The sequence below is a fragment of the Marinobacter salsuginis genome (genome assembly GCF_009617755.1).
Classification (GTDB): Bacteria; Pseudomonadota; Gammaproteobacteria; order Pseudomonadales; family Oleiphilaceae; genus Marinobacter; species Marinobacter salsuginis.
The window spans coordinates 1,416,489-1,436,179 of sequence record NZ_BGZH01000001.1 but is presented as its reverse complement, the minus strand read 5'-3'; the positions used below and the strand labels follow the sequence as shown (position 1 = coordinate 1,436,179).

At 59.0% G+C, this 19,691-nt stretch carries 16 protein-coding genes and 1 riboswitch; of the genes, 8 read left to right on the top strand and 8 right to left on the bottom strand.

Features of this window, described 5'->3' with window-relative positions; translation table 11 throughout:
* Window positions 1-15: 15 nt before the first annotated feature.
* The gene (locus GJU83_RS06630) at window positions 16-786 is read right to left on the bottom strand and encodes a class II aldolase/adducin family protein (protein ID WP_153633950.1); all 771 of its coding nucleotides are present in this window, start codon (window positions 784-786) and stop codon (window positions 16-18) included.
* A gap of 138 nt (window positions 787-924) precedes the next feature.
* Here GJU83_RS06630 and GJU83_RS06625 point away from each other — a divergent pair, with 138 nt between their 5' ends.
* Window positions 925-1,818: a bifunctional transcriptional activator/DNA repair enzyme AdaA gene (locus tag GJU83_RS06625; RefSeq protein WP_136629852.1), complete on the top strand. Its 894-nt coding sequence runs from the start codon at window positions 925-927 to the stop codon at window positions 1,816-1,818.
* 102 nt (window positions 1,819-1,920) lie between these two features.
* Here GJU83_RS06625 and GJU83_RS06620 read toward each other — a convergent pair whose 3' ends face one another.
* The 7 genes from GJU83_RS06620 to GJU83_RS06590 all read right to left on the bottom strand — a co-directional run bounded on the left by GJU83_RS06620 (window position 1,921) and on the right by GJU83_RS06590 (window position 12,114).
* The gene (locus GJU83_RS06620) at window positions 1,921-3,621 is read right to left on the bottom strand and encodes a hypothetical protein (RefSeq protein ID WP_153633949.1); all 1,701 of its coding nucleotides are present in this window, start codon (window positions 3,619-3,621) and stop codon (window positions 1,921-1,923) included.
* A 250-nt stretch (window positions 3,622-3,871) separates the two neighbouring features.
* A complete protein-coding gene (locus GJU83_RS06615) occupies window positions 3,872-4,990 on the bottom strand; it encodes a helix-turn-helix transcriptional regulator (RefSeq protein ID WP_153633948.1) in 1,119 nt (372 codons plus the stop codon).
* A gap of 176 nt (window positions 4,991-5,166) precedes the next feature.
* Window positions 5,167-5,781, bottom strand: a complete 615-nt coding sequence (locus tag GJU83_RS06610) for a TetR family transcriptional regulator (protein WP_153633947.1) — start codon at window positions 5,779-5,781, stop codon at window positions 5,167-5,169.
* Between the two features lie 176 nt (window positions 5,782-5,957).
* A complete protein-coding gene (locus GJU83_RS06605) occupies window positions 5,958-7,034 on the bottom strand; it encodes a putative urea ABC transporter substrate-binding protein (RefSeq protein ID WP_153633946.1) in 1,077 nt (358 codons plus the stop codon).
* A gap of 70 nt (window positions 7,035-7,104) precedes the next feature.
* Window positions 7,105-10,731: an urea carboxylase gene (uca, locus tag GJU83_RS06600; protein WP_153633945.1), complete on the bottom strand. Its 3,627-nt coding sequence runs from the start codon at window positions 10,729-10,731 to the stop codon at window positions 7,105-7,107.
* Complete coding sequence (locus GJU83_RS06595; RefSeq protein WP_069181961.1) at window positions 10,722-11,360, bottom strand: urea amidolyase associated protein UAAP2; 639 nt, start codon at window positions 11,358-11,360, stop codon at window positions 10,722-10,724. Before GJU83_RS06595 ends, uca begins: the two co-directional genes overlap by 10 nt.
* Before the next feature lie 13 nt (window positions 11,361-11,373).
* Window positions 11,374-12,114 carry an urea amidolyase associated protein UAAP1 gene (locus GJU83_RS06590; protein ID WP_069181960.1) on the bottom strand — a complete coding sequence of 247 codons (741 nt, stop codon included), beginning with the start codon at window positions 12,112-12,114 and terminating at the stop codon, window positions 11,374-11,376.
* Between the two features lie 58 nt (window positions 12,115-12,172).
* Window positions 12,173-12,279, bottom strand: a riboswitch (guanidine-I (ykkC/yxkD leader).
* A gap of 375 nt (window positions 12,280-12,654) precedes the next feature.
* Between GJU83_RS06590 and exaC the strand changes: the two genes are divergently transcribed.
* The 7 genes from exaC (at window position 12,655) to GJU83_RS06555 (ending at window position 19,651) form a co-directional block, all read left to right on the top strand.
* Window positions 12,655-14,175 (top strand): acetaldehyde dehydrogenase ExaC, encoded by a 1,521-nt coding sequence (gene exaC, locus GJU83_RS06585; protein ID WP_069181959.1) that lies wholly within the window; start codon window positions 12,655-12,657, stop codon window positions 14,173-14,175.
* Between the two features lie 334 nt (window positions 14,176-14,509).
* Window positions 14,510-14,581 carry a pyrroloquinoline quinone precursor peptide PqqA gene (pqqA, locus tag GJU83_RS06580; protein ID WP_007153157.1) on the top strand — a complete coding sequence of 24 codons (72 nt, stop codon included), beginning with the start codon at window positions 14,510-14,512 and terminating at the stop codon, window positions 14,579-14,581.
* Between the two features lie 53 nt (window positions 14,582-14,634).
* Complete coding sequence (gene pqqB / locus GJU83_RS06575) at window positions 14,635-15,564, top strand: pyrroloquinoline quinone biosynthesis protein PqqB (protein ID WP_069181958.1); 930 nt, start codon at window positions 14,635-14,637, stop codon at window positions 15,562-15,564.
* A complete protein-coding gene (gene pqqC, locus GJU83_RS06570) occupies window positions 15,561-16,316 on the top strand; it encodes a pyrroloquinoline-quinone synthase PqqC (protein WP_069181957.1) in 756 nt (251 codons plus the stop codon). Before pqqB ends, pqqC begins: the two co-directional genes overlap by 4 nt.
* Complete coding sequence (gene pqqD / locus GJU83_RS06565; protein ID WP_174805016.1) at window positions 16,313-16,591, top strand: pyrroloquinoline quinone biosynthesis peptide chaperone PqqD; 279 nt, start codon at window positions 16,313-16,315, stop codon at window positions 16,589-16,591. Before pqqC ends, pqqD begins: the two co-directional genes overlap by 4 nt.
* Window positions 16,588-17,745, top strand: a complete 1,158-nt coding sequence (gene pqqE / locus GJU83_RS06560) for a pyrroloquinoline quinone biosynthesis protein PqqE (protein WP_069181955.1) — start codon at window positions 16,588-16,590, stop codon at window positions 17,743-17,745. Before pqqD ends, pqqE begins: the two co-directional genes overlap by 4 nt.
* A 97-nt stretch (window positions 17,746-17,842) precedes the next feature.
* Window positions 17,843-19,651, top strand: coding sequence for an alpha/beta hydrolase family protein (locus tag GJU83_RS06555; RefSeq protein WP_141697175.1), 1,809 nt, complete (start codon window positions 17,843-17,845; stop codon window positions 19,649-19,651).
* Window positions 19,652-19,691: the final 40 nt, after the last annotated feature.

The following is a 19,691-nucleotide window of genomic DNA, read 5'->3' as shown; positions in this document are numbered from 1 at the left end:
CTGTCCGGGAGGGTGTCAGCTCCGGAAGCCAGGATCGATGCGGTCAAGCTTCCGGAGAAGTCCGGGCCAGGCAAGGTTGCCGCCCATGCCCCTGGTGACCTTTTTTGCCTGTTCACGAATGGAACTGAGAATGGTGTCGGGAATACGGACCAGTGGCTGGCCCCCTGACATGGCCTGGATCTGAACTTCGCAGGCGCGCTGCAGGATATACATGTTCAAGAACGCTTCTGCCACGCTGGGCCCTGTGGTAAGCAGCCCGTGGTTGCGCAGGATCATGAACCGGGCATGGCCCAGATCTGCTTGCAGGCGCGCTTTCTCGTCTTCGCGCAGCGCCACGCCTTCGTAATCATGGTACGCAAGCCCCGACAGCGGAAACAGGCTCTGCTGTGACAGTGGCAAGAGTCCCTCTTTCTGTGCTGACACGGCTACACCGGCAGTGGTGTGGGTATGCATCACGCAGGCAGCATCCTCACGAACCGCATGGATAGCGCTGTGAATGGTGAACCCGGCAGGATTGATGTCGAAATCTTCCGGATTGATCTTGTTGCCGTCCTGGTCGATGCGCACCAGGCTGGAAGCCGTAATTTCCTCGAACATCATGCCGTAGGGGTTGATCAGGAAATGATGCTCCTCACCGGGAATCCGCGCGGAGAGGTGGGTGAAGATGAGGTCGTCCCAGCCGTAGAGAGCAATCAGGCGATAGGCGGCGGCCAGGTCAATGCGAAGCTGCCACTCCTCCTCACTTACTTCATCCTTCTTGGATGGAATTGCCAATTGCTCGGACATAATGCTGACTCCTCGAAAACGTCTGGTTTTGTTGTTGATTGACCGTCAATTTAGCGCCCGCAAGAATCGGATGGAAGGGGGCGAGGCAAACGCGCATCATAGGGATGCTGGGTTGTGTGCACATGAAGGAGTCAAAGCATGGCAAGTTCCCGAATCCCGATGCGTGACGAGAGAGATAGCGAGGCGGAATCATCCATCCCTGTTGCCGATCGAATGGTTGCTCTGGCCAGATACATCGAGAGCCGGCCAGATGAATCGTTGAGCCTTGCCGACCTCGGCGCTGTCGCTGGGTTGTCGCCATCGCGGGTGCAGCGGGTGTTCAAGGAAGCCTTCGGTGTCTCGCCAAAGGCCTATCAGGACGCGCTGCGCCTGAACCTCTACAAGCAGGGCCTGAAGCGTGGTCAAACGGTGACTGAGGCAATCTACGATGCCGGTTTTGGTTCGATCAGCCGCGTCTATGGCAAGGCTGACCGACAGGTCGGCATGCCGCCGTCCCGTTACGGCAAGGGGGGAGAGGGTGAAACCATTACCTATGCCTGCCGGCAATCCTCACTTGGTTTGTTGATGATGGCCGCCACTGATCAAGGTGTATGTTTTGCCGAATTCGGGGACGACGAGGTGGCCCTGCGAGAGCAGCTAAAACAGGAATTCCCGAAGGCACGACTCTCCCCCTCCGAGGCAAAGATGTCACCAGAACTGGATGCCTGGATTGTCGCCCTGGACGACCACCTCAGCCAGAACACGCCTCGCCCGGAGGTTCCTCTGGATATCCGTGGCACTGCTTTCCAGACACGGGTCTGGAAGCTTCTTTTGAGCGTTCGCGAGGGCGAGGTCGTGAGTTATACGGAACTGGCAAGGCGACTGGGTGAGCCCAAAGCCGTTCGGGCTGTGGCCTCGGCTTGCGGTCGCAATCGCATCGCCGTGCTGATTCCCTGCCATCGTGTGTTGCGCAGTGACGGCTCCCTGGGCGGTTACCGCTGGGGGCTGGATCGCAAACGGAAATTACTTGAAAGAGAGTGCCAAGGTTCGTAATCGTGAGCGTAACGCCAAACAAAGCGAACCCCGGAAAACCGGGGTTCCTCAGTCATTCGAGAGCCCACGTTACGGGCTCTGATTGGGCAGAAGATTCCTGCTTTACTGGGGGGCCTCGGTCACTTCCGTGATGAACATGAGATCCATGTCGCCCTGGTACACCAGCGTGGTGTAGGGGCTGTCACCTTCAATCGGCAGGTAGGTCCATTCCGCGCCGCCCTCCACGTAGGTGAGGGAGCCGGAAGTCAGGACGGACCAACCGTTGCTGTCGATCTGGTTTTGGTCGCCAGTGACATCAAAGTCCATGTAACCGCTGCCATCCTGGTTCAGCACCAGATCAATGGTCGCGCTATCCGGAGCATCCATGTTGTAGATGCCGGCCTCGGCTGGCGTTCGGCCATCGATATCGGCAAAGCTGAGGGTCTGGGTAACGCCACCGATGAAGTCGTTGCCGCTGGCCTCGACGTAGACCTGCTTGGTGTCGCCGTCGAAGTCCTTCAGCGTGACCGCATAACGGCCCAGGCGACGGAGGGTGAATGGCTCGCCTCCTTCGGCAACAGGAAGGTTGTCGGAAAGGGTCAGTTGTCCTGTCGGGTGGAGTTCTGCCGGACCATCGACGAAACCATTTCCGCCGTCGTCTTTCGCCGGGTCGTCAAACAGGCCTCCCGGGCCGTCCAGTTCCGCCGACACGGAGGTTACCGCAAACGTGGAACCGTCGAAGCTGTAGGTGCCCCACTCTGAGGAAACCGGCTCGACGACGTCGCCGTCGTAGACCTCGCTATTGTCATTGTGGACAACAACATAGTTGCTGTCATCAAGAATGGTGAGCACGTTGTGACGATCGATTTGCTTCTGTTCGTTAAAACCTTCGCCCAGGTACCAGCTACCGATCAGGCTTTGCTGGGCATTACGCACTGCTTCAAACCTGACTTCTTCGCTTTCTCCGACAGACGTCAGCATGAGTGCGCCGTCGCTCAGTTGCATTGTCCAGGCTGCGGGGGAATTGTTGTCGATCAGACCGCCACTGAGGTCTGACTCGTCAATCAGTGTCAGCTCGAGTTGACCGGAGGCACTGTCCCACGTGTAGGTGCCGTACTCCGCACTTGCGGCCCGCTGGTCACCGTCATCAGCCTTGGAATGGGCAATCAGGTATTCGCTGTCATTCAGGAAAGTCAGGACGTTGACGTTGCCATTAGCTTCCTCAAAGACCCAGCTGCCAACCAGGTCGCCGGATTGGGAGCTTTTGAAGTGTTCAACCGCATCTGCTGTTGCAATCAGCGTCTTGCCGGTGGCGTTGATGGCCGTGTTGGCCTGGGTTTCGAAGTCCGCCTCGCTGAGCGAGGGGTCGAGATCCATATCCTGCAAAGCGGTATGCACAGCGTCGGAAATGGTAATGCCATTGCTGGCATCGCCATCGGAATCCAGGGTCTGCAGTAGGCGCAGGATGTTCACGACGGTCTGGTCAGAGCTCCAGTCTGTAGAACCGCTACCCATGTCGGCCGGGGTGATGCGGCCGGTGGCTTCGACGGCCGGCAGGTCGATGCCGCCGATGCTGAAGACCACGGTATCGCCGGTTTCGTAATTGTACTCGCCCAGTGCGTTGGTTTGGCCGGATGTGCCGCTTGGTGAGGTGGTGTAATTGATGCCGGCAACTGCGGCGTCAACGAAGATGCCCGTTTCAGTGGCGGTGGTGCCGCCCGTGTTGCTGTCATTGGAAGAACCGCCGCTGCTACCACCACAACCGGTAAGAACGAACGCAGAGGAAATGGCCGTCGCCAGAGTCAACTTCTTGAACTTTCCCATAACCACACCTTTTTGATGAATATCAGATTGATTGGGTAATCGGGAAACTAGCATCGGGTTTATATCAATACATACCCCATTTGGGTGATACGTCTGGCGCGGCGACGTTCGCAGGAGATTTCATTGCATCAGGAGGCTGGTAACTGCTTTAAGCGAATAGCTTTTTCGGATTTGTAATTGTTTGTTTCGAAGTCGTAAAAACGAAAAAAAACCTGGGAGCTTCTGAAAAATTTGTCGCAAGGATCAGGGATCAGCGTAACAAGGCCGCCAGTAACCGGCTGATCAGCTCCCCCTGCCGCGAACAGCCGGTCTTCTGAAATATCTGTTTTAGCTGCGAACGTACGGTAGCGACGCTGCGTCCAAGCTGGTCCGCACACCCCTGGGGGTCAATCCCTGCAACCAGGTGTTCGCAGACCTGGGCCTCGGCGGGAGTCAGATTGAAATAGGCAGCGATGTGCTCTGCACTCGGTAGGACTCGATTCTCGGGGTCGTACACGGTGACCAGAGCGCCCCCGGCGAGCAATTCACTGCTTTCAATCGGACGTAGCACAAAAAGCAGTGGAGTCCGGCCCTCTCGTTTGAGAAAGAGCGTCTCAGAGGAATAGTTTTCCTTGCCCATGCTTGAGCGAACCACTTGGGCAGACGCCCGGAAGAACGCCGAGTGCAAGTCTTTCTCTGCGAAGCTGAATCGATCATGACGGATGCCCAGGCAGCGTTCCCGTTGAATCAGGTTGCGGGCTGCTTTGTTGGAGTACAGAACGGTAGCAAGACTGTCGAGTACAAAAGTGGCATCGGGCAATACTTCAATCACGGAAGCCAGTGAGGAGGCCGCTTTGCTGTGTGATTCCAGTTGCCGATACAGCAATACGGCCTGTCGGATGTGCGGGACCAAACGGTTGAGGGATTGTAGCTCTGATTCCTGATATGGCCCCTGAGCGACTGTACGCTGGATAGTTAACAGGAAGGTATGTGTCGGGGTGCTATCCACGACCAGCCAGGCTGAGTCCAGCATATCCTGATCATTTTCCCACTTGGAATAGTCTTCGCCAGGCTGGAAATCCGGGAGCAATGGCAGGGCGGACTGAAACAGACCGGGGGGCTGTTTAATGGCCTGATTGGTGACCACATCCTGGGCAATCATGTTGTTTTCAAGGTACCAGCCCAGGAACTCATCGGAGAGGCCGTGGTACCACAGGTGATCCATCTGCAAGGGATGCTTGCGCACAACGAGCAGTTGAGCAGCGCAGCCATTGATCAGGTTTACCAGCTTTTCCAGAAACCCGTGAAAACCTTCCTGGTCGGTCAGGGCGCCGTAAAGCGATTGGATCAGCGAATGCTCACTTTGCAGTTCAAGTGTTGTTGTTTTCATTACCCCAGGGTCCTGACCAGAATGGGCGCTATCTGAGGCCGCAGCTTTTTATCAAAAATAAAAGATGCAGCTCGGCTGGCTTGATCTTAGCCGACCCAGAAACCTTAAAACGTGAAAAAAGGTAAAATTTCCCGATTTCCAAGCCCTTGCACAGCCAAAGCGTCAGGGCTGGTCATCTAACTCGACTTGCCCAGTAGTCGCCAGAACTGGCGTTGAAAAAAGGGTGTTTGCTGTTTCAGCGAAAACAGCTTTGGTGCAAACAGCCAGGTCTGGGTAATGCCCATTAGATAGGTGTAACTCAGCAACCCAAGATCCTCCGGGTTTTCCTGAGTGGAAAGCATACCCCGTTCAGCAGCCTGGCCCACCAGATCCCGGAACATCGCAATAATCGACCTGGTCAACGCGCGCTCCCGCTTCAGAGTCCGGCTCATGGCATCGGTCAGTTCGGTCTTGTTCAGCAGAATCTCGAACGACTGGCGATATTTACGATCATTGGCCAGCAGGCCCAGCCAGCGCTCGATGAAATGGTCCATGGCCTCAATGGGCGTTTCCCGCATCCCAGAACACTCCGCAACCAGTGCTTCCAGAGGTTCCTGGGAGTAGGCAAGTACGGCCTCGTACAGATCGTCCTTGTTCTCGAAATGCCAGTAGATCGGCCCACGGCTGCAGCCGGCCTCTGTGGCAATACGGCTCAAGGTGGTAAGGGAATATCCATCTCGACTGAACAGCTTTAAAGCTGCTTCCAGGACAGTTTGACGAGTTTTCTCAGCATCTTCCTTGGTACGACGCATAAATCTCTTTCTCGAGGCTTTTTTTAGGGTAAGGGGGCGGAGCCCAAGCGCCACATGGATGTGCCGCAAGGAGCGTGTTTTGGATAAGTCATTAGCCCCCAACCATGCTCCCAAGCCCACAAAAAAGGGCACGACTAATCGTGCCCGATCCTAGCAGAGTTTTAGCGGATGATCGTTCAGATCTCCCCGTCTGCCGCCATCTGCATGTAGCTGTCGTTAAACCGAAGCTTCACATTTCCGGTGTCACCCATGATAGAGCCATCGGGAAACTCGATGCCGACGAAGTCCGGACTCATCGCACCCTGCCCAAGCAGTCCCTTCTCGAAAGAGAACTGACGAACGCTGTCCATCGCGTCCAGGGCTTCATTGCTGTTAATAAAGTCCACCGACATCTGTGGTTCCCAGAACATTTTCATGCCCGCGAGCTGTGCTTCGTAGCCGGCCTGGTCGGTACCGGAGAGCTCGCCGAGAAATGCTCGCGCTTCCTGACCTTCTTCACTATCGGAGGCGAGGATGCTCATGGTTTCGTACCAGGCACCCACAAGCGCCTTGCCCAGCTTCGGGTTGTCGGCCAGGGTTTCCGTGTTCACCAAGGTCAGATCCTTGATGTGGCCGGGAATCTGGCTGGAATCGAACAGTTTGGTCGCACCCGGGTAGGCTTCCACTTCGGCCAGCAGCGGGTTCCAGGTAGCCACATGGCGGACATCGTCGGTCTGGAACGCGGAAACCAAGTCGGCATCGGAAATGTTCACCACGCTCAGATCACGCTCTTCGAGACCAACGCTCGCCAGTGCTCGTGCCAGAAGGTAGTGCGATACGGACAGCTCAACCAGGTGAACGGTTTCACCCTCCAGCTCTTCGATGGTCTTCGCATCTTTGGATACGAGGCCGTCGTTGCCGTTGGAGTAGTCGCCCACGATAAGTGCAGTCGTGTCCACGCCGGAAGCGGCCGGTATTGACAGGCCGTCCATGCTGGTGGCGACTACGCCGTCAAACTGGCCGGCGGTGTACTGGTTGATAGACTCGATGTAGTCGTTCACCTGCACGATATCCACTTCGATATCATACTTGTCCGCCCACTTCTTCATGATTCCGTAGTCCTCGGCATACTGCCAGGGCACCCACCCGGCGTAGATGGTCCAGGCGATGCTGAAGGAATCCTTTTCCTGGGCCATTGCTCCCATGGATCCCAGTCCCAGGGAGGCCGTGAACAGACCGGCCGCCAGGCGTTTGGTGATGTCGCGTGTAGTCATGGTGTCTCTCCTCGGGCTTTGCCCGTGTTTGCAGGTTTGGTCTTTCTTCAGTTTTTTTGGGTTGCTGGCATTACTCGGTAATCTCTTCGACGATCACGACCGGGGTTCCGGGCGAGACCGCCTGTCCCGCTTCCCGACGCACGTCCACTACGCGTCCGGTTACGGGGCTCAGTAACTCGATTTCCATCTTCATGGATTCGATAACCGCTACCGGCCGCTGGGCATCGATGGTATCGCCGGGTTGCACCAGGCACTCCCAGAGGTTGCCGGCTACGTGGCTTTCCACCGCGTGCTGGCCTGCTGGCAGGTTGGCAATGTCGTCTTCGCCGGTGTCCTCGATCGGTGCTTCGGAACTGAAATTGATCTGGCCCGACTCAATCCAGCGCTGCAGCTCTTCATCGAAGGCCTGTTTGCGCCTGGCGGTGAAGCTCTGGATTTCGTTGTTGTTGTTCGCCAGAAACTGCTCGTAGTCCTTCAGGTTGAAACGGGTTTCCTCGACTTTTATCGGGTAATCGCCGTTGGGAAAGTCCCGCCGGATCTGCTGCAGTTCTTCGGCACTGACTTCGTAGAAGCGCACCTGATCGAAGAACCGGAGCAGCCAGGGCTTGCCAGCTTCGAACAGCTCGGTGGTGCGGTACCGGTTCCACATCTGCAGGGTGCGGCCAACGAACTGGTAGCCGCCCGGCCCTTCCATGCCGTAGATGCACAGGTAGGCGCCGCCAATGCCCACGGAGTTTTCCGCGGTCCAGGTCCGGGCGGGATTGTATTTGGTGGTCACCAGCCGGTGCCGGGGGTCCAGCGGGGTGGCGACCGGTGCGCCCAGGTAGACGTCGCCCAAACCCATCACCAGGTAGCTCGCCTCGAAAAGCGTCTTTTTCACCTCGTCGATGCTGTCCAGCCCGTTGATGCGTCGGATGAACTCCAGGTTGCTCGGGCACCAGGGAGCATCCTTGCGCACCGACTGCATGTATTTCGCAATGGCGGTCTGGCAGGCCTCGTCGTCCCAGGACAGGGGCAAGTGCACGATGCGTGCGGGCACATCCCACTCGGGCTGTTTTTCCAGTTCCTTTTCGGCGCTGATCAGAAGATCGAGAAGACGGCTCTGGCCGAGTTTCTGGCTGTCGTAGTGCACCTGCAGAGAGCGAATACCGGGTGTCAGCTCCAGAATGGCATCGTGATTCCGCTCGCGCAGCCAGAGCATCAGGGCATGGGCGCGGAAACGCAGACGGATATCCAGCTCCATAGGGCCGTATTCCACCAGCACATAATTGTCGCCGGCGGCCCGGTAGACTACACCGGTCTCGTGTTCGTCGGTGCCGAGCGACGCCAGGATCGGCGTGGTTGGCTTGATGGGTGTGATGTGAGCTGTCGCCGGGGTCAGTGTTGCCACGGATTCGTCCAGCGCTTCGCGCAGGGCCACGGCCTGATCCTGGCTTACGGGAACGAATTGAACTTTGTCCCCGGCCTTCAGTTGGCCCAGCTTCCAGAGATCCGCGCTGATGACGGTTACCGGGCAGACAAAACCGCCCAGACTGGGGCCATCGGGCCCCAGAATAACCGGCATATCGCCGGTGAAGTCCACGCTGCCCACAGCGTAGGCGTTATCGTGGATGTTGGACGGGTGCATGCCGGCTTCGCCACCGTCACTGCGGGCCCACTGGGGTTTCGGGCCAATCAACCGCACGCCGGTGCGGCTGGAGTTGTAGTGGATCTCCCAGTCGCTGGCGAAGAAGGTATTGATGTCTTCGTCGGTAAAGTAATCCGGCGCGCCATGGGGCCCATAGGTGACGTGAAGCTTCCAGGTCTTGCCGATGGTTGGTTTCAGTTCGGCAGGCAGGGCGGTCAGGCCGGTTCGCTCGCAATCCGCCAGGGCCAGCACATCGCCCGCTCGCAGGGCGCGGCCGCAATGGCCGCCGAACTGGCCAAGCGTAAAGGTGCTGCAGGAGGTCAGGTATTCAGGGCAGTCCAGTCCACCGCGGAACAATACGTAGGCCCGGGCGCCGTCCGCCGTGGTGGCGCCCAGCTTCAGGGTAGCGCCGGCGGGCACGTTGATCACCTGCCAGAACGCCACCGGTTCATCGTTCAGGGTCGCGTCCAGTTGGGCGCCCGTCAGCGCAATCTGGGTGGCGCGGTTGAACGTGAGCACGGGTCCCTTAAGGGTGATTTCCAGGCCCGGAGCCCCTTCGGGATTGCCCAGCAGTCGGTTACCCAGACGGAAGGAATAGCTGTCGAAAGGACCCGACGGAGGCACGCCGACTTCCCAGTAGCCGATGCGACCGGGGTAGTCCTGAACGGTGGTCAGAGTGCCGCCGCTGACCACATCCACCGTGGCTGGCTGATAATGGAATTCGTTCAGGGTACGGGTGAACAGTCGCCCCTCGGCGAAGAGTGGGTCGTCTAGAACCTGGCGCACATACTTGAGATTGGTCTCGATACCATAGAGCTGGCTGTTATCCAGGGCTTGCATCAGCCGCTGGCGGGCCGATTCGCGATCGGCCTCATGCACGATCACCTTGGCGAGCATGGGATCGTAGAGCGGCGAGACGTCCGTACCCGGTTGGATCCAGGTGTCTATTCGCAGGCCACCCTCGTTGGGCCAGGCCACATTGGTGAGCAAACCGGCCCCGGGCTGGAAATCCTTGTTGGGGTCTTCCGCATAGATCCGGGCCTGGATAGCGTGGCCGGAAGGCACAAGCTTGCTGCCCAGTTCGGAAAGGTCGGGCAGAGTGCCGGCGCCCAGTTCCACCATCCAGCGAACCAGGTCCACGCCATACACCTGCTCGGTCACACCATGCTCCACCTGTAAGCGGGTGTTTACTTCCAGGAAATAGAATTCGGTGGTGTCCGGGTCATAGATGAATTCAACGGTGCCAGCGCTGCGGTAGGCAATGCTCTCGCCCAGCTGACGGGCAGTTGCGTGCATGCGGGAGCGGACGTCCTCGGTGAGTCCGGGTGCCGGAGCTTCTTCAATCACCTTCTGATTGCGACGTTGGGCGGAGCAATCCCGCTCGCCCAGGGCCAGGACCTGACCTTCGCCATTGCCGAAGAGCTGCACTTCCACATGGCGGGCATGTTCCACGAACTTTTCCAGGAACACGCCGCTGTTGCTGAAGTTGTTCTGGCTCAGGCGCTGGACCGACTCAAAGCTCTTGCTCAGATCGTCCGGTCCGTAGCAGCGGGACATGCCGATACCGCCGCCGCCGGCGGTGCTTTTCAGCATCACCGGGTAGCCGATGGTGTCAGCGGCTTTAAGCGCTTCCTCCAGATTGGTCAGCAACTCGGTGCCTGGTAACAGCGGTACGCCGGCGCTTTGGGCCAGCGACCGGGCCGTATGCTTGAGACCGAACTGCTCCATCTGCTCGGGTGTCGGGCCCAGGAAAACCACGCCCTCGGCGTCGCAGCGCCGGGCAAAATCGGCATTCTCGCTGAGGAAGCCGTAGCCAGGGTGAATGGCGCCGGCACCACTTTTACGGATGACTTCAAACAGCTTGTCCTGATCCAGGTAGGTGGTCGCTGCTGGCCCCTCGCCCAGGGAATAGGCCTCGTCCGCCTGGCGCACGTGAAGCGAATCGGAATCCGCTTCGGCGTAGACGGCAACCGAGGTCAGCCCCATGTCACGCAGCGTGCGAATAACCCGGCAGGCGATGGCGCCGCGGTTGGCGATCAGAACCTTTGAGAATCTGCCGCTCAGCTCCATACCAGCACCTCGATCGGTGTCGGGTTCCAGCCGTTGCACGGATTGTTGAGCTGCGGGCAGTTGGAGATCATCACCAGAACGTCCATCTTTGCTTCCAGTTCCACGTATTTGCCGGCATCGGAAATCCCGTCGGCGAAGGTGAGTCCGCCGTCTGCCGTGACCGGCACATTCATGAAGAAGTTGATGTTGTGGGTAATGTCCCGCTTGGTCATGCCCAGTTCTTCGTGTTCGGTGACGGCCACCAGCCAGCTGTCCCGGCAGGCATGCATGCACTTTTTCTCGAGGGCATAACGCGTGGTGTTGCTCTCGGCAGCACAGGCGCCACCCAGGGTGTCGTGACGGCCGCAGGTGTCGGCGGTGATTTCCAGCATCACGTTGTTTTCCGAGGACATCAGCTTCGAACCGGCGGTCAGGTACACGTTGCCCTGCTCGCGGATGGTGTCGACGGCGCTATAGCGTTCGGTTGGGTTGTGGGCGTTGTAGAACAGGGTGTCGGCGGCCTGGTTGCCTTCCAGGTCCAGAATGCGGACGGTTTCGCCGGTTTTTACCACTTTCAGGAAATACTCGCCCGCCGGGACGGTTTCGCGGAAGGCAGCGTTCTCAGGCTTCAAAGTGCTTTGCTTGATCATATCGGGCCTCCCATTACTGCATCAGGTGATAAAGCGCGGTGTTGGCAAAGGCCCGGGTGGCCTCCGGTGACGAGATCTTGCACGGATCGGCATCGGTCACCGGGGCTGCCTTGAACAACTGGTAGCGCAGCGGATGGCTGGGGTATTCGCTGGCCGGGTTCATCGGGTGCGGGCAGGTGTGCAGTACCACGATGGTGTCCATCTCGAAGCGCAGGTCGACGGTGGCGCCGGCGTGGGAGTGCCCCTCGGCGAAGGTCATATTGCCGTCGTCATCGGTCTTCACCTTGCTGAACCAGTTCAGGTTGGCGGTCAGGTCTTTCTTGCCCAGGCCGTACTTGGCAAGCTCGTTCAGGAAGCTGTTGAACCCGTTTCGGTGGTAGTGGTTGTGGGCTTCCTGGTAGGTCTTTTTGCCCCAGCGCTGTTCCACCAGGTCGGCATTGCAGGTGCCGGCGACCGTATCGTGCCAGCCGAGGTCATCGTGGATGATAGAGGCAAACACCCGACCCATGTCGGATAACAAGACATGGCCTTTGGTGAGCAGAAAGGTGTGCTGGTTCTTCAGGGTATCCGGCATGTTGTACCGTTCGAGCGGGTTCTCGGGGTTGTACATCAACATGCCGACGTTGGCGCCACCGGTTTCGTCAATCAGGCGCAGCACATGGCCGCGGCGCATGATAAAGGACCAGTGGGATCCGCCGGGAATCAGATCGTCGTAGAGGGGTGTTGCATACGGGGAGGCTGCGGTTTGCAACATGGCCTTTTCCTCCTGGTTAGGGCATCCAAAAAAGCGAGAGGCGTCAGTAACTGAACGATCCTCCCGGGCTTTTGTCCCGCCGTGTAACCTTGGAAAAGGTCGTCAACTCTCGGACCAGTCGTCTGCTTTCACTGTTGGCAGACCGGAACCCTAGTTGACCATTGGTCAGATTGTGGCGCTTTGATTGTGGTTTCAGTAACCGACGTCTCGCTGCGTACTCTGTCCATAGCAGAGTCCATGCCAATCGCCAACTGTTTGATTTCATTGAGGTCGTGGTCCGAGCGTGGAGTATAGGTGCTTCCTGCCTGGGCGGGTGCACTTTTTTGGTGCATCAATCAGTGCGCTTTTCGTGCGTTTATTTTCGGAGTTTGATTTCGGAGCCAGGTCACTGGTGGCGTGGCTTTCGAGCCATCTACTACCAAGGGAGGAGTTTTTCGCCTCCATCGCATCATTCAAACCTCGAAGATTGAGGTCTACATTGAATGAGTAAACGCGAAAGGCCGCGTTGCCCTGCGACAAACACAACAAGAGGTCGAGATCATGATCTACGCACAACCAGGAAAGGATGGCTCCGTCGTTTCTTTCAAATCCCGTTACGAGAACTACATCGGTGGCGAGTGGGTTGCCCCGGTAAAAGGCCAGTATTTCGAGAACATCACCCCTGTGACTGGCGAAGTGATATGCGAAATTCCGCGTTCCGGCGCTGAGGACATCGAACTCGCACTCGATGCCGCGCACAAGGCAGCGCCGGCATGGGGCAAGACCTCACCAACCGAGCGTTCCAACATCCTGCTGAAGATTGCCGATCGCATCGAGGCCAACCTCGAGAAGCTCGCGGTTGCCGAAACCTGGGATAACGGCAAAGCGGTTCGTGAAACCCTGAACGCCGACATTCCCCTGGCCGCCGACCACTTCCGGTACTTCGCCGGTTGTATCCGTGCCCAGGAAGGCCATATGGGCGAGATCGACCACAACACCGTGGCGTACCATTTCCACGAGCCCCTGGGCGTTGTTGGTCAGATCATTCCCTGGAACTTCCCGCTGCTGATGGCGGCCTGGAAACTGGGCCCTTGCCTGGCGGCTGGTAACTGCACCGTGCTGAAGCCGGCCGAGCAGACCCCGGCCAGCATCCTGGTACTGATGGAAATTATTGGCGACCTGCTGCCGCCGGGCGTGCTGAACATCGTCAACGGTTACGGCATCGAGGCCGGCCAGGCCCTGGCCACCAGCAAGCGTATTGCCAAAATTGCCTTCACTGGCTCCACGCCGGTTGGCTCCCACATCCTCAAATGCGCGGCAGAAAACATCATCCCGTCCACGGTTGAGCTGGGTGGCAAATCCCCGAACATCTACTTCTCTGATGTGATGAAGGCCGAGCCGGAATTCATCGACAAGTGCGTGGAAGGTCTGGTGTTGGCGTTCTTCAACCAGGGCGAAGTGTGCACCTGTCCGTCACGTGCGCTGGTTCAGGAAGACATGTTCGAAGAGTTCATGCAGAAGGTGGTACAGCGCACCAAGTCGATCAAGCGCGGCAACCCGCTGGACACCGATGTTCAGGTTGGCGCCCAGGCGTCCAAGGAACAGTTCGACAAGATCATGTCCTACCTGGCCATTGGTAAGGAAGAGGGCGCTGTAGTACTGACCGGTGGCGACCGCGAGCATCTGGATGAAGAGTTCAACAATGGCTTCTACATCCAGCCCACACTGTTCAAGGGCGACAACAAGATGCGTGTGTTCCAGGAAGAGATCTTCGGACCGGTGGTGGGTGTGACCACCTTCAAGACCGAGGAAGAAGCCCTGGCCATCGCCAACGACACCGAGTTTGGTCTGGGTGCCGGCGTCTGGACCCGCGACACCAACCTGGCGTATCGGATGGGCCGCAACATCCAGGCCGGTCGTGTATGGATGAACTGCTACCACGCCTACCCGGCCCACGCCGCCTTCGGTGGTTACAAGAAGTCCGGTGTTGGCCGTGAAACCCACAAGATGGCACTCGAGCACTACCAGCAGACCAAGAACATGCTGGTCAGCTACGACACCAACCCGCTGGGTTTCTTCTGAATCTGTGAGCGGTAAGCGGGCCTCCCACACGGGCCCGCCTGTGAGTCAGCACATTGGACGTGCACCTTCATTCCCCGGCGCTTGGCCGGGGCGGCTCTCTGACGAGAGTTCGGGTTTTTCTGTCACTCTCTTTTGGCCCTTCCCAGGGCCTTTTTTCGTTTCAGGCCGGAGTCACTTCCGTCGCCCGGATTTTGCGACCTAGGGAGGCACCAAAACAGTTCCAAAGTACCATATTGGCCCCTTGCCCCGGCCGATAGGATGGGAACTGGGTTATCGGCAATGTCGTTGATTCACCCGCAATGCGCTAACAATCATGACAATAGAGGTGAGCATTATGTGGACCAAACCAGCCTACGAAGATCTCCGCATCGGTTTCGAAGTCACCATGTACTTCGCCAACCGCTGAGTGCTGAAGCGGCCAGCCTTGCGCTGGCCGTTTTGCTTGTGGAGTGACCCACCATGTTTATTCACGTTCTGGGCTCCGCCGCAGGCGGTGGCTTTCCCCAGTGGAACTGTAACTGCGCCAACTGCGACGGCTTCCGCAAGGGCACCCTGAACGCCCGGGCCCGTACCCAGTCCTCCATTGCTGTCAGTGAAGACGGCGAGCACTGGATTCTGTTTAACGCGTCCCCCGACATTCGCGCTCAGTTGGCATCCTTCGAAGCGATGCAGCCGGCCCGTGCTCTGCGGGATACCGGTATTGATGCCATTGTGCTGATGGACAGCCAGGTGGACCACACCACCGGCCTGCTGTCTCTGCGCGAGGGACTGCCGATGGACGTCTGGTGTACCGAACAGGTGCATGAAGACCTCAGCGGCGGTTTTCCGCTGTTCACCATGCTCAGGCACTGGAACGGAGGCCTGAACTGGCAGCGCATAGAGGCGTCCGAGCAGACGCGCTTTACCATTCCCTGCGCACCATCCATCGAGCTGACCGCCATTCCGCTGCTGAGCAACGCACCCCCGTATTCACCGCGCCGGGACAACCCACACCCGGGCGATAACATTGGTCTGTTCCTGAAAGACACCCGTACCGGCCAGACTGTGCTCTACGCCCCCGGACTGGGCGAGCCGGATGACTGTATTCTCGGCTGGATGCGCCAGGCCGACGTGCTGCTGGTAGACGGGACCGTCTGGCACGACGACGAGATGATCCGCCAGGAAGTGGGCACGAAGACCGGCCAGGCCATGGGCCATCTGGCCCAGAGCGGCCCGGGCGGCATGATCGAGGTGCTCGATGCCATGCCGGCCAGCCGCAAGATCCTGATACACATTAACAACACCAACCCGATCCTGGATGAGGATTCCCCGGAACGGGCGGAGCTGACCCGCCATGGTATCGAGGTGTCCTGGGACGGAATGCACATCGACCTGTCGGGGCAGCCATGAACGCCAAAGCCAACACCGCCATGAACCGGACGGATTTCGAGCAGGCCCTGCGCGCCAAGGGCCAGTACTACCACATCCACCACCCGTACCATAAAGCCATGTACGGCGGGCAGTGCACGCCCGAACAGATCCGCGGCTGGGTGGCCAATCGGTACTACTACCAGATCAAGATTCCCCAGAAAGACTCCGCCATCATGGCCAACTGCCCGGACGCTGGTGTGCGCCGGCTCTGGCTGCAGCGGATTCTGGACCACGATGGCCACGACGGCGACGTCGGCGGCATTGAGGCATGGCTATCCCTGGCCGAAGCGGTGGGCCTGAGCCGGGAGGAAGTGATTGACCAGCGCCACGTGTTGCCCGGTGTCCGCTTTGCGGTGGACGCCTACCTGAACTTCGCCCGCCGGGCGACCTGGCAGGAGGCGGCCTGTTCGTCCCTGACCGAACTGTTTGCCCCGGAAATCCACCAGTCCCGACTGGACAGCTGGCCTGCCCACTATCCCTGGATTGAGGAGAGCGGCTACAGCTACTTCCGCAAGCGCCTGTCGGAAGCCAGACGAGACGTGGAGCATGGTCTGACCATCACCCTGGACCACTTCACCACCGAGGCCCAGCAGACCCGGGCCCTGGAGATCCTGCAGTTCAAACTGGACATTCTCTGGACCATGCTGGATGCCATGACCATGGCCTACGGCCACCGTACCCCGCCATACCACACCGTGACCGACGACCAGGTCTGGCACCGGGGTCTGTGATGGAGGTGGGTATGCAGGAGATACCAAGATTTCGCCGGGGATTCCGGTTCCAGTGGGAGCCGGCCCAGGAAAGTTATGTGTTGCTGTACCCCGAGGGCATGGTAAAGCTCAACGGCAGTGCAGGCGCCATTCTCAACGAGGTGGACGGTCAGCGTACCGTGGCCGACATCGTCGCCAGCCTCGAACAGCAGTTCCCGGACGCGGGCCCCCTTGGCCAAGACGTGAGTGAGTTCTTGAAGGACGCCCGGCAACAACACTGGATTGAACTGTCATGAGCTGCTCCCACGCGCACAATCAACCCAATAACCCGCATGATGCCGGGCCGCCTCTGTGGCTGCTGGCAGAACTGACCTACCGCTGCCCGCTGCAATGCCCCTATTGCTCCAACCCGCTGGATTTTGCCCAGACTGAACGGGAACTGACCACCGAGGAGTGGGTAAGTGTGCTTCGACAGGGACGGAAAATGGGCGCGGCGCAGCTGGGCTTCTCCGGGGGCGAACCCCTGGTAAGGCAGGATCTGGTGGAGCTGATCGCCGAAGCGCGGAACCTGGGGTATTACACCAACCTCATTACCTCAGGGTTGGGCCTGACGGAGGCCAAGGTGGATGCTTTTGCCGAGGCCGGATTGGACCATATCCAGGTCAGTTTCCAGGCTTCGGATCCGGAGCTGAACAATGCCGTGGCTGGCTCCCGTAAGGCCTTTGACCAGAAGCTGGCCATGGCCCGGGCAGTGAAGGAAGCGGGCTACCCGATGGTGCTCAACTTCGTGATCCACCGGCACAACATCCACCAGATGAACGACATCATGTCCCTCTGCGAGCGTCTGGGTGCGGACTACGTGGAGCTGGCCACCTGCCAGTATTACGGCTGGGCGTTTGAAAACCGGGAAGGGTTGATGCCCTCGAAAGCCCGGCTGGTGCAGGCGGAACTGGAAGTGAACCAGTACCGGCAGCGGCTTCAGGAATCTGGCTCCGCCATGAAGCTGATCTTTGTGACTCCCGACTATTACGAGGAGCGGCCGAAAGCCTGCATGAACGGCTGGGGCAACCTGTTCCTGACCGTGGCGCCGGATGGCACAGCATTGCCATGCCACAGCGCACGGCTTCTGCCCATCGATTTCCCCAATGTCCGGGACATGGATCTTCAGGGCATCTGGTACGACAGCCCGGGATTCAACCATTACCGCGGCGACAGCTGGATGCCGGAGCCCTGTCGTTCCTGCGATGAGAAGGAAAAAGACTTCGGCGGCTGTCGCTGCCAGGCCTATCTTTTGACCGGTAATGCGGATAATGCAGATCCAGTATGCAACAAATCGTCGTATCATGATCGAATACTGGCAGCCAGGAAAGCTGCGGATCACGCCACGGCCGGCCTGACTGGACTGGTTTACCGAAATGCGGACAATTCACGGTTATTCTTCCGGGGCTGAAGGTTCCCTGGCCGGGCTGGAAAGCTCTATTTCAGCTTCTACTTTTGCAGGCCTTGCTCATAACAAATCAGTGATGAGTGCCTACGAGGCCTGCGCAATGCATATCCAGCGTGGGGAATTGACCGTGTCTTCGGCCGGTCTGTTCTGGTTGCAGACCGACCCGTCGAGGGGCTGCAACACGCTCTGGCATCTCTCTGATCATGGCCCGGTCCGTCTTGGGCCCGATCATCTTGCAATTCGCAGCCGTGTAAATGGCTACGGCGGCGGCGCCGTCGCAGCGTCAGACAAAGGTGTTTTCGTTGTGGGTGAGGACCAGCAGATACGGTTCATCAACCACACCGGAGACCAATGCATCAGCCTGACCGATGACCCGGACGCGGCCTATGGCGGTCTGGTGGCCGACGAATCCCGGGAACGGGTTCTCGCCGTGCGGGAGGCCGATGGCCAGCAGCAACTGGTGGCTGTTTCCATGGCCGGTGAACGAACGGTGCTTCACTCGGGTCAGGACTTTTATAGCGCACCGGCGGTTTCTGCCGATGGGCGAGAGATAGCCTGGACGAGCTGGCAGCTCCCCGATATGCCCTGGGTGCGCACCCGGCTCTGGACAGCAAAAATTGGCAGTGACGGTCTTCTGCACCAGTGCCGGGACTGGCCGACGCCCACCGAAGGTTCTGTTCAGCAGCCAATATTCGATGATGAGCTGTGGGCCCTGTCTGATCATGAAGGCTGGTGGCAACCCTGGCGTATCGAGACCTCGGGCGAGGGCGGTTGGAAGACTATCGCTGCGCCGGCGCGGGATCACGCCAACGCACCCTGGCAACTGGGCGAATCCCACCATTGCCCGATAGGCGAGGGTGGTTGGGCGAGAGTCCGCTACTGCAATGGCACCGGCGAGCTCTGGTTGAGCTCCGGCGATACCGGTGAAGAAATCCGGGTTGCCCGGGACTTTGGTGACTTTCGCTGCCTGCAGTCGGCTGGCGGACAACTCTATTGCATCGGACGAGCTGCCAGCCGTCTGGATGCGGTTCTGATGATTGATGCAAAGACCGGGCAGGTTCGAACCATTGCCGGAGGCGAAGAGGCCATGGCAGGTGCCCGTGCTGCTCTGCCTTTGGATATCGAGGTTCCGGCACTGAAGCCGGGTGAAAGCTCCATCCACGGGTTTTTCTACACCCCGAGACTCGCTTCCGCGGACCTCCCGCCACTGATTCTGATCGCCCATGGCGGCCCGACGTCGGCGGCCTACCCGGTGTTCAATCCCCAGGTTCAATACTGGTGCCAGCGGGGTTTCGCAGTGGCCGAAATCAACTACCGTGGCAGCAGCGGGTTCGGTCGGGCTTTCCGCATGGCTCTGGAAGGCCGATGGGGCGAAGTGGACGTCGAGGACATGGAGCGCGCAGCGGATCACCTGGCCTCTTTTGGCCTGGCGGTCGGCCAGAGGGTGTTTATCCAGGGGCGCAGCTCCGGCGGTTACACGGCCCTGATGGCGATGATACGGAGCCGGCGTTTCACCGCCGGCGCCAGCATGTTCGGTGTCACGGATCCCATGCGTTTACGGGCCATGACCCATCGCTTCGAGTCCGGTTACCTGGATTGGCTACTGGGCTCGCCAGACGAATACCCTGAACGTTGGCGGGATAGAACGCCCTTGTTTCACGCCGAGCGTATCACCGCGCCCATGATCTTTTTCCAGGGCGGGCAGGACAAGGTGGTGGTGCCGGAACAGACCCGGGCCATGTTAGAAGCCATGAAAGCCGCGGGCCGGCAGCCGGAGCTGCACTGGTTCGAAGATGAAGGGCACGGTTTCCGGCGCCAGGGCAACCAGGCCGGTATGCTCGAATGGATGTTCAGCTTCTACCGAAAGCATAGCCAAAAGGCCAATGATCAGGCGGAAAACTTGAGTTAAACTCTCGGCTATTCCTATAAAAATAAGCGGTCGGGTGCAG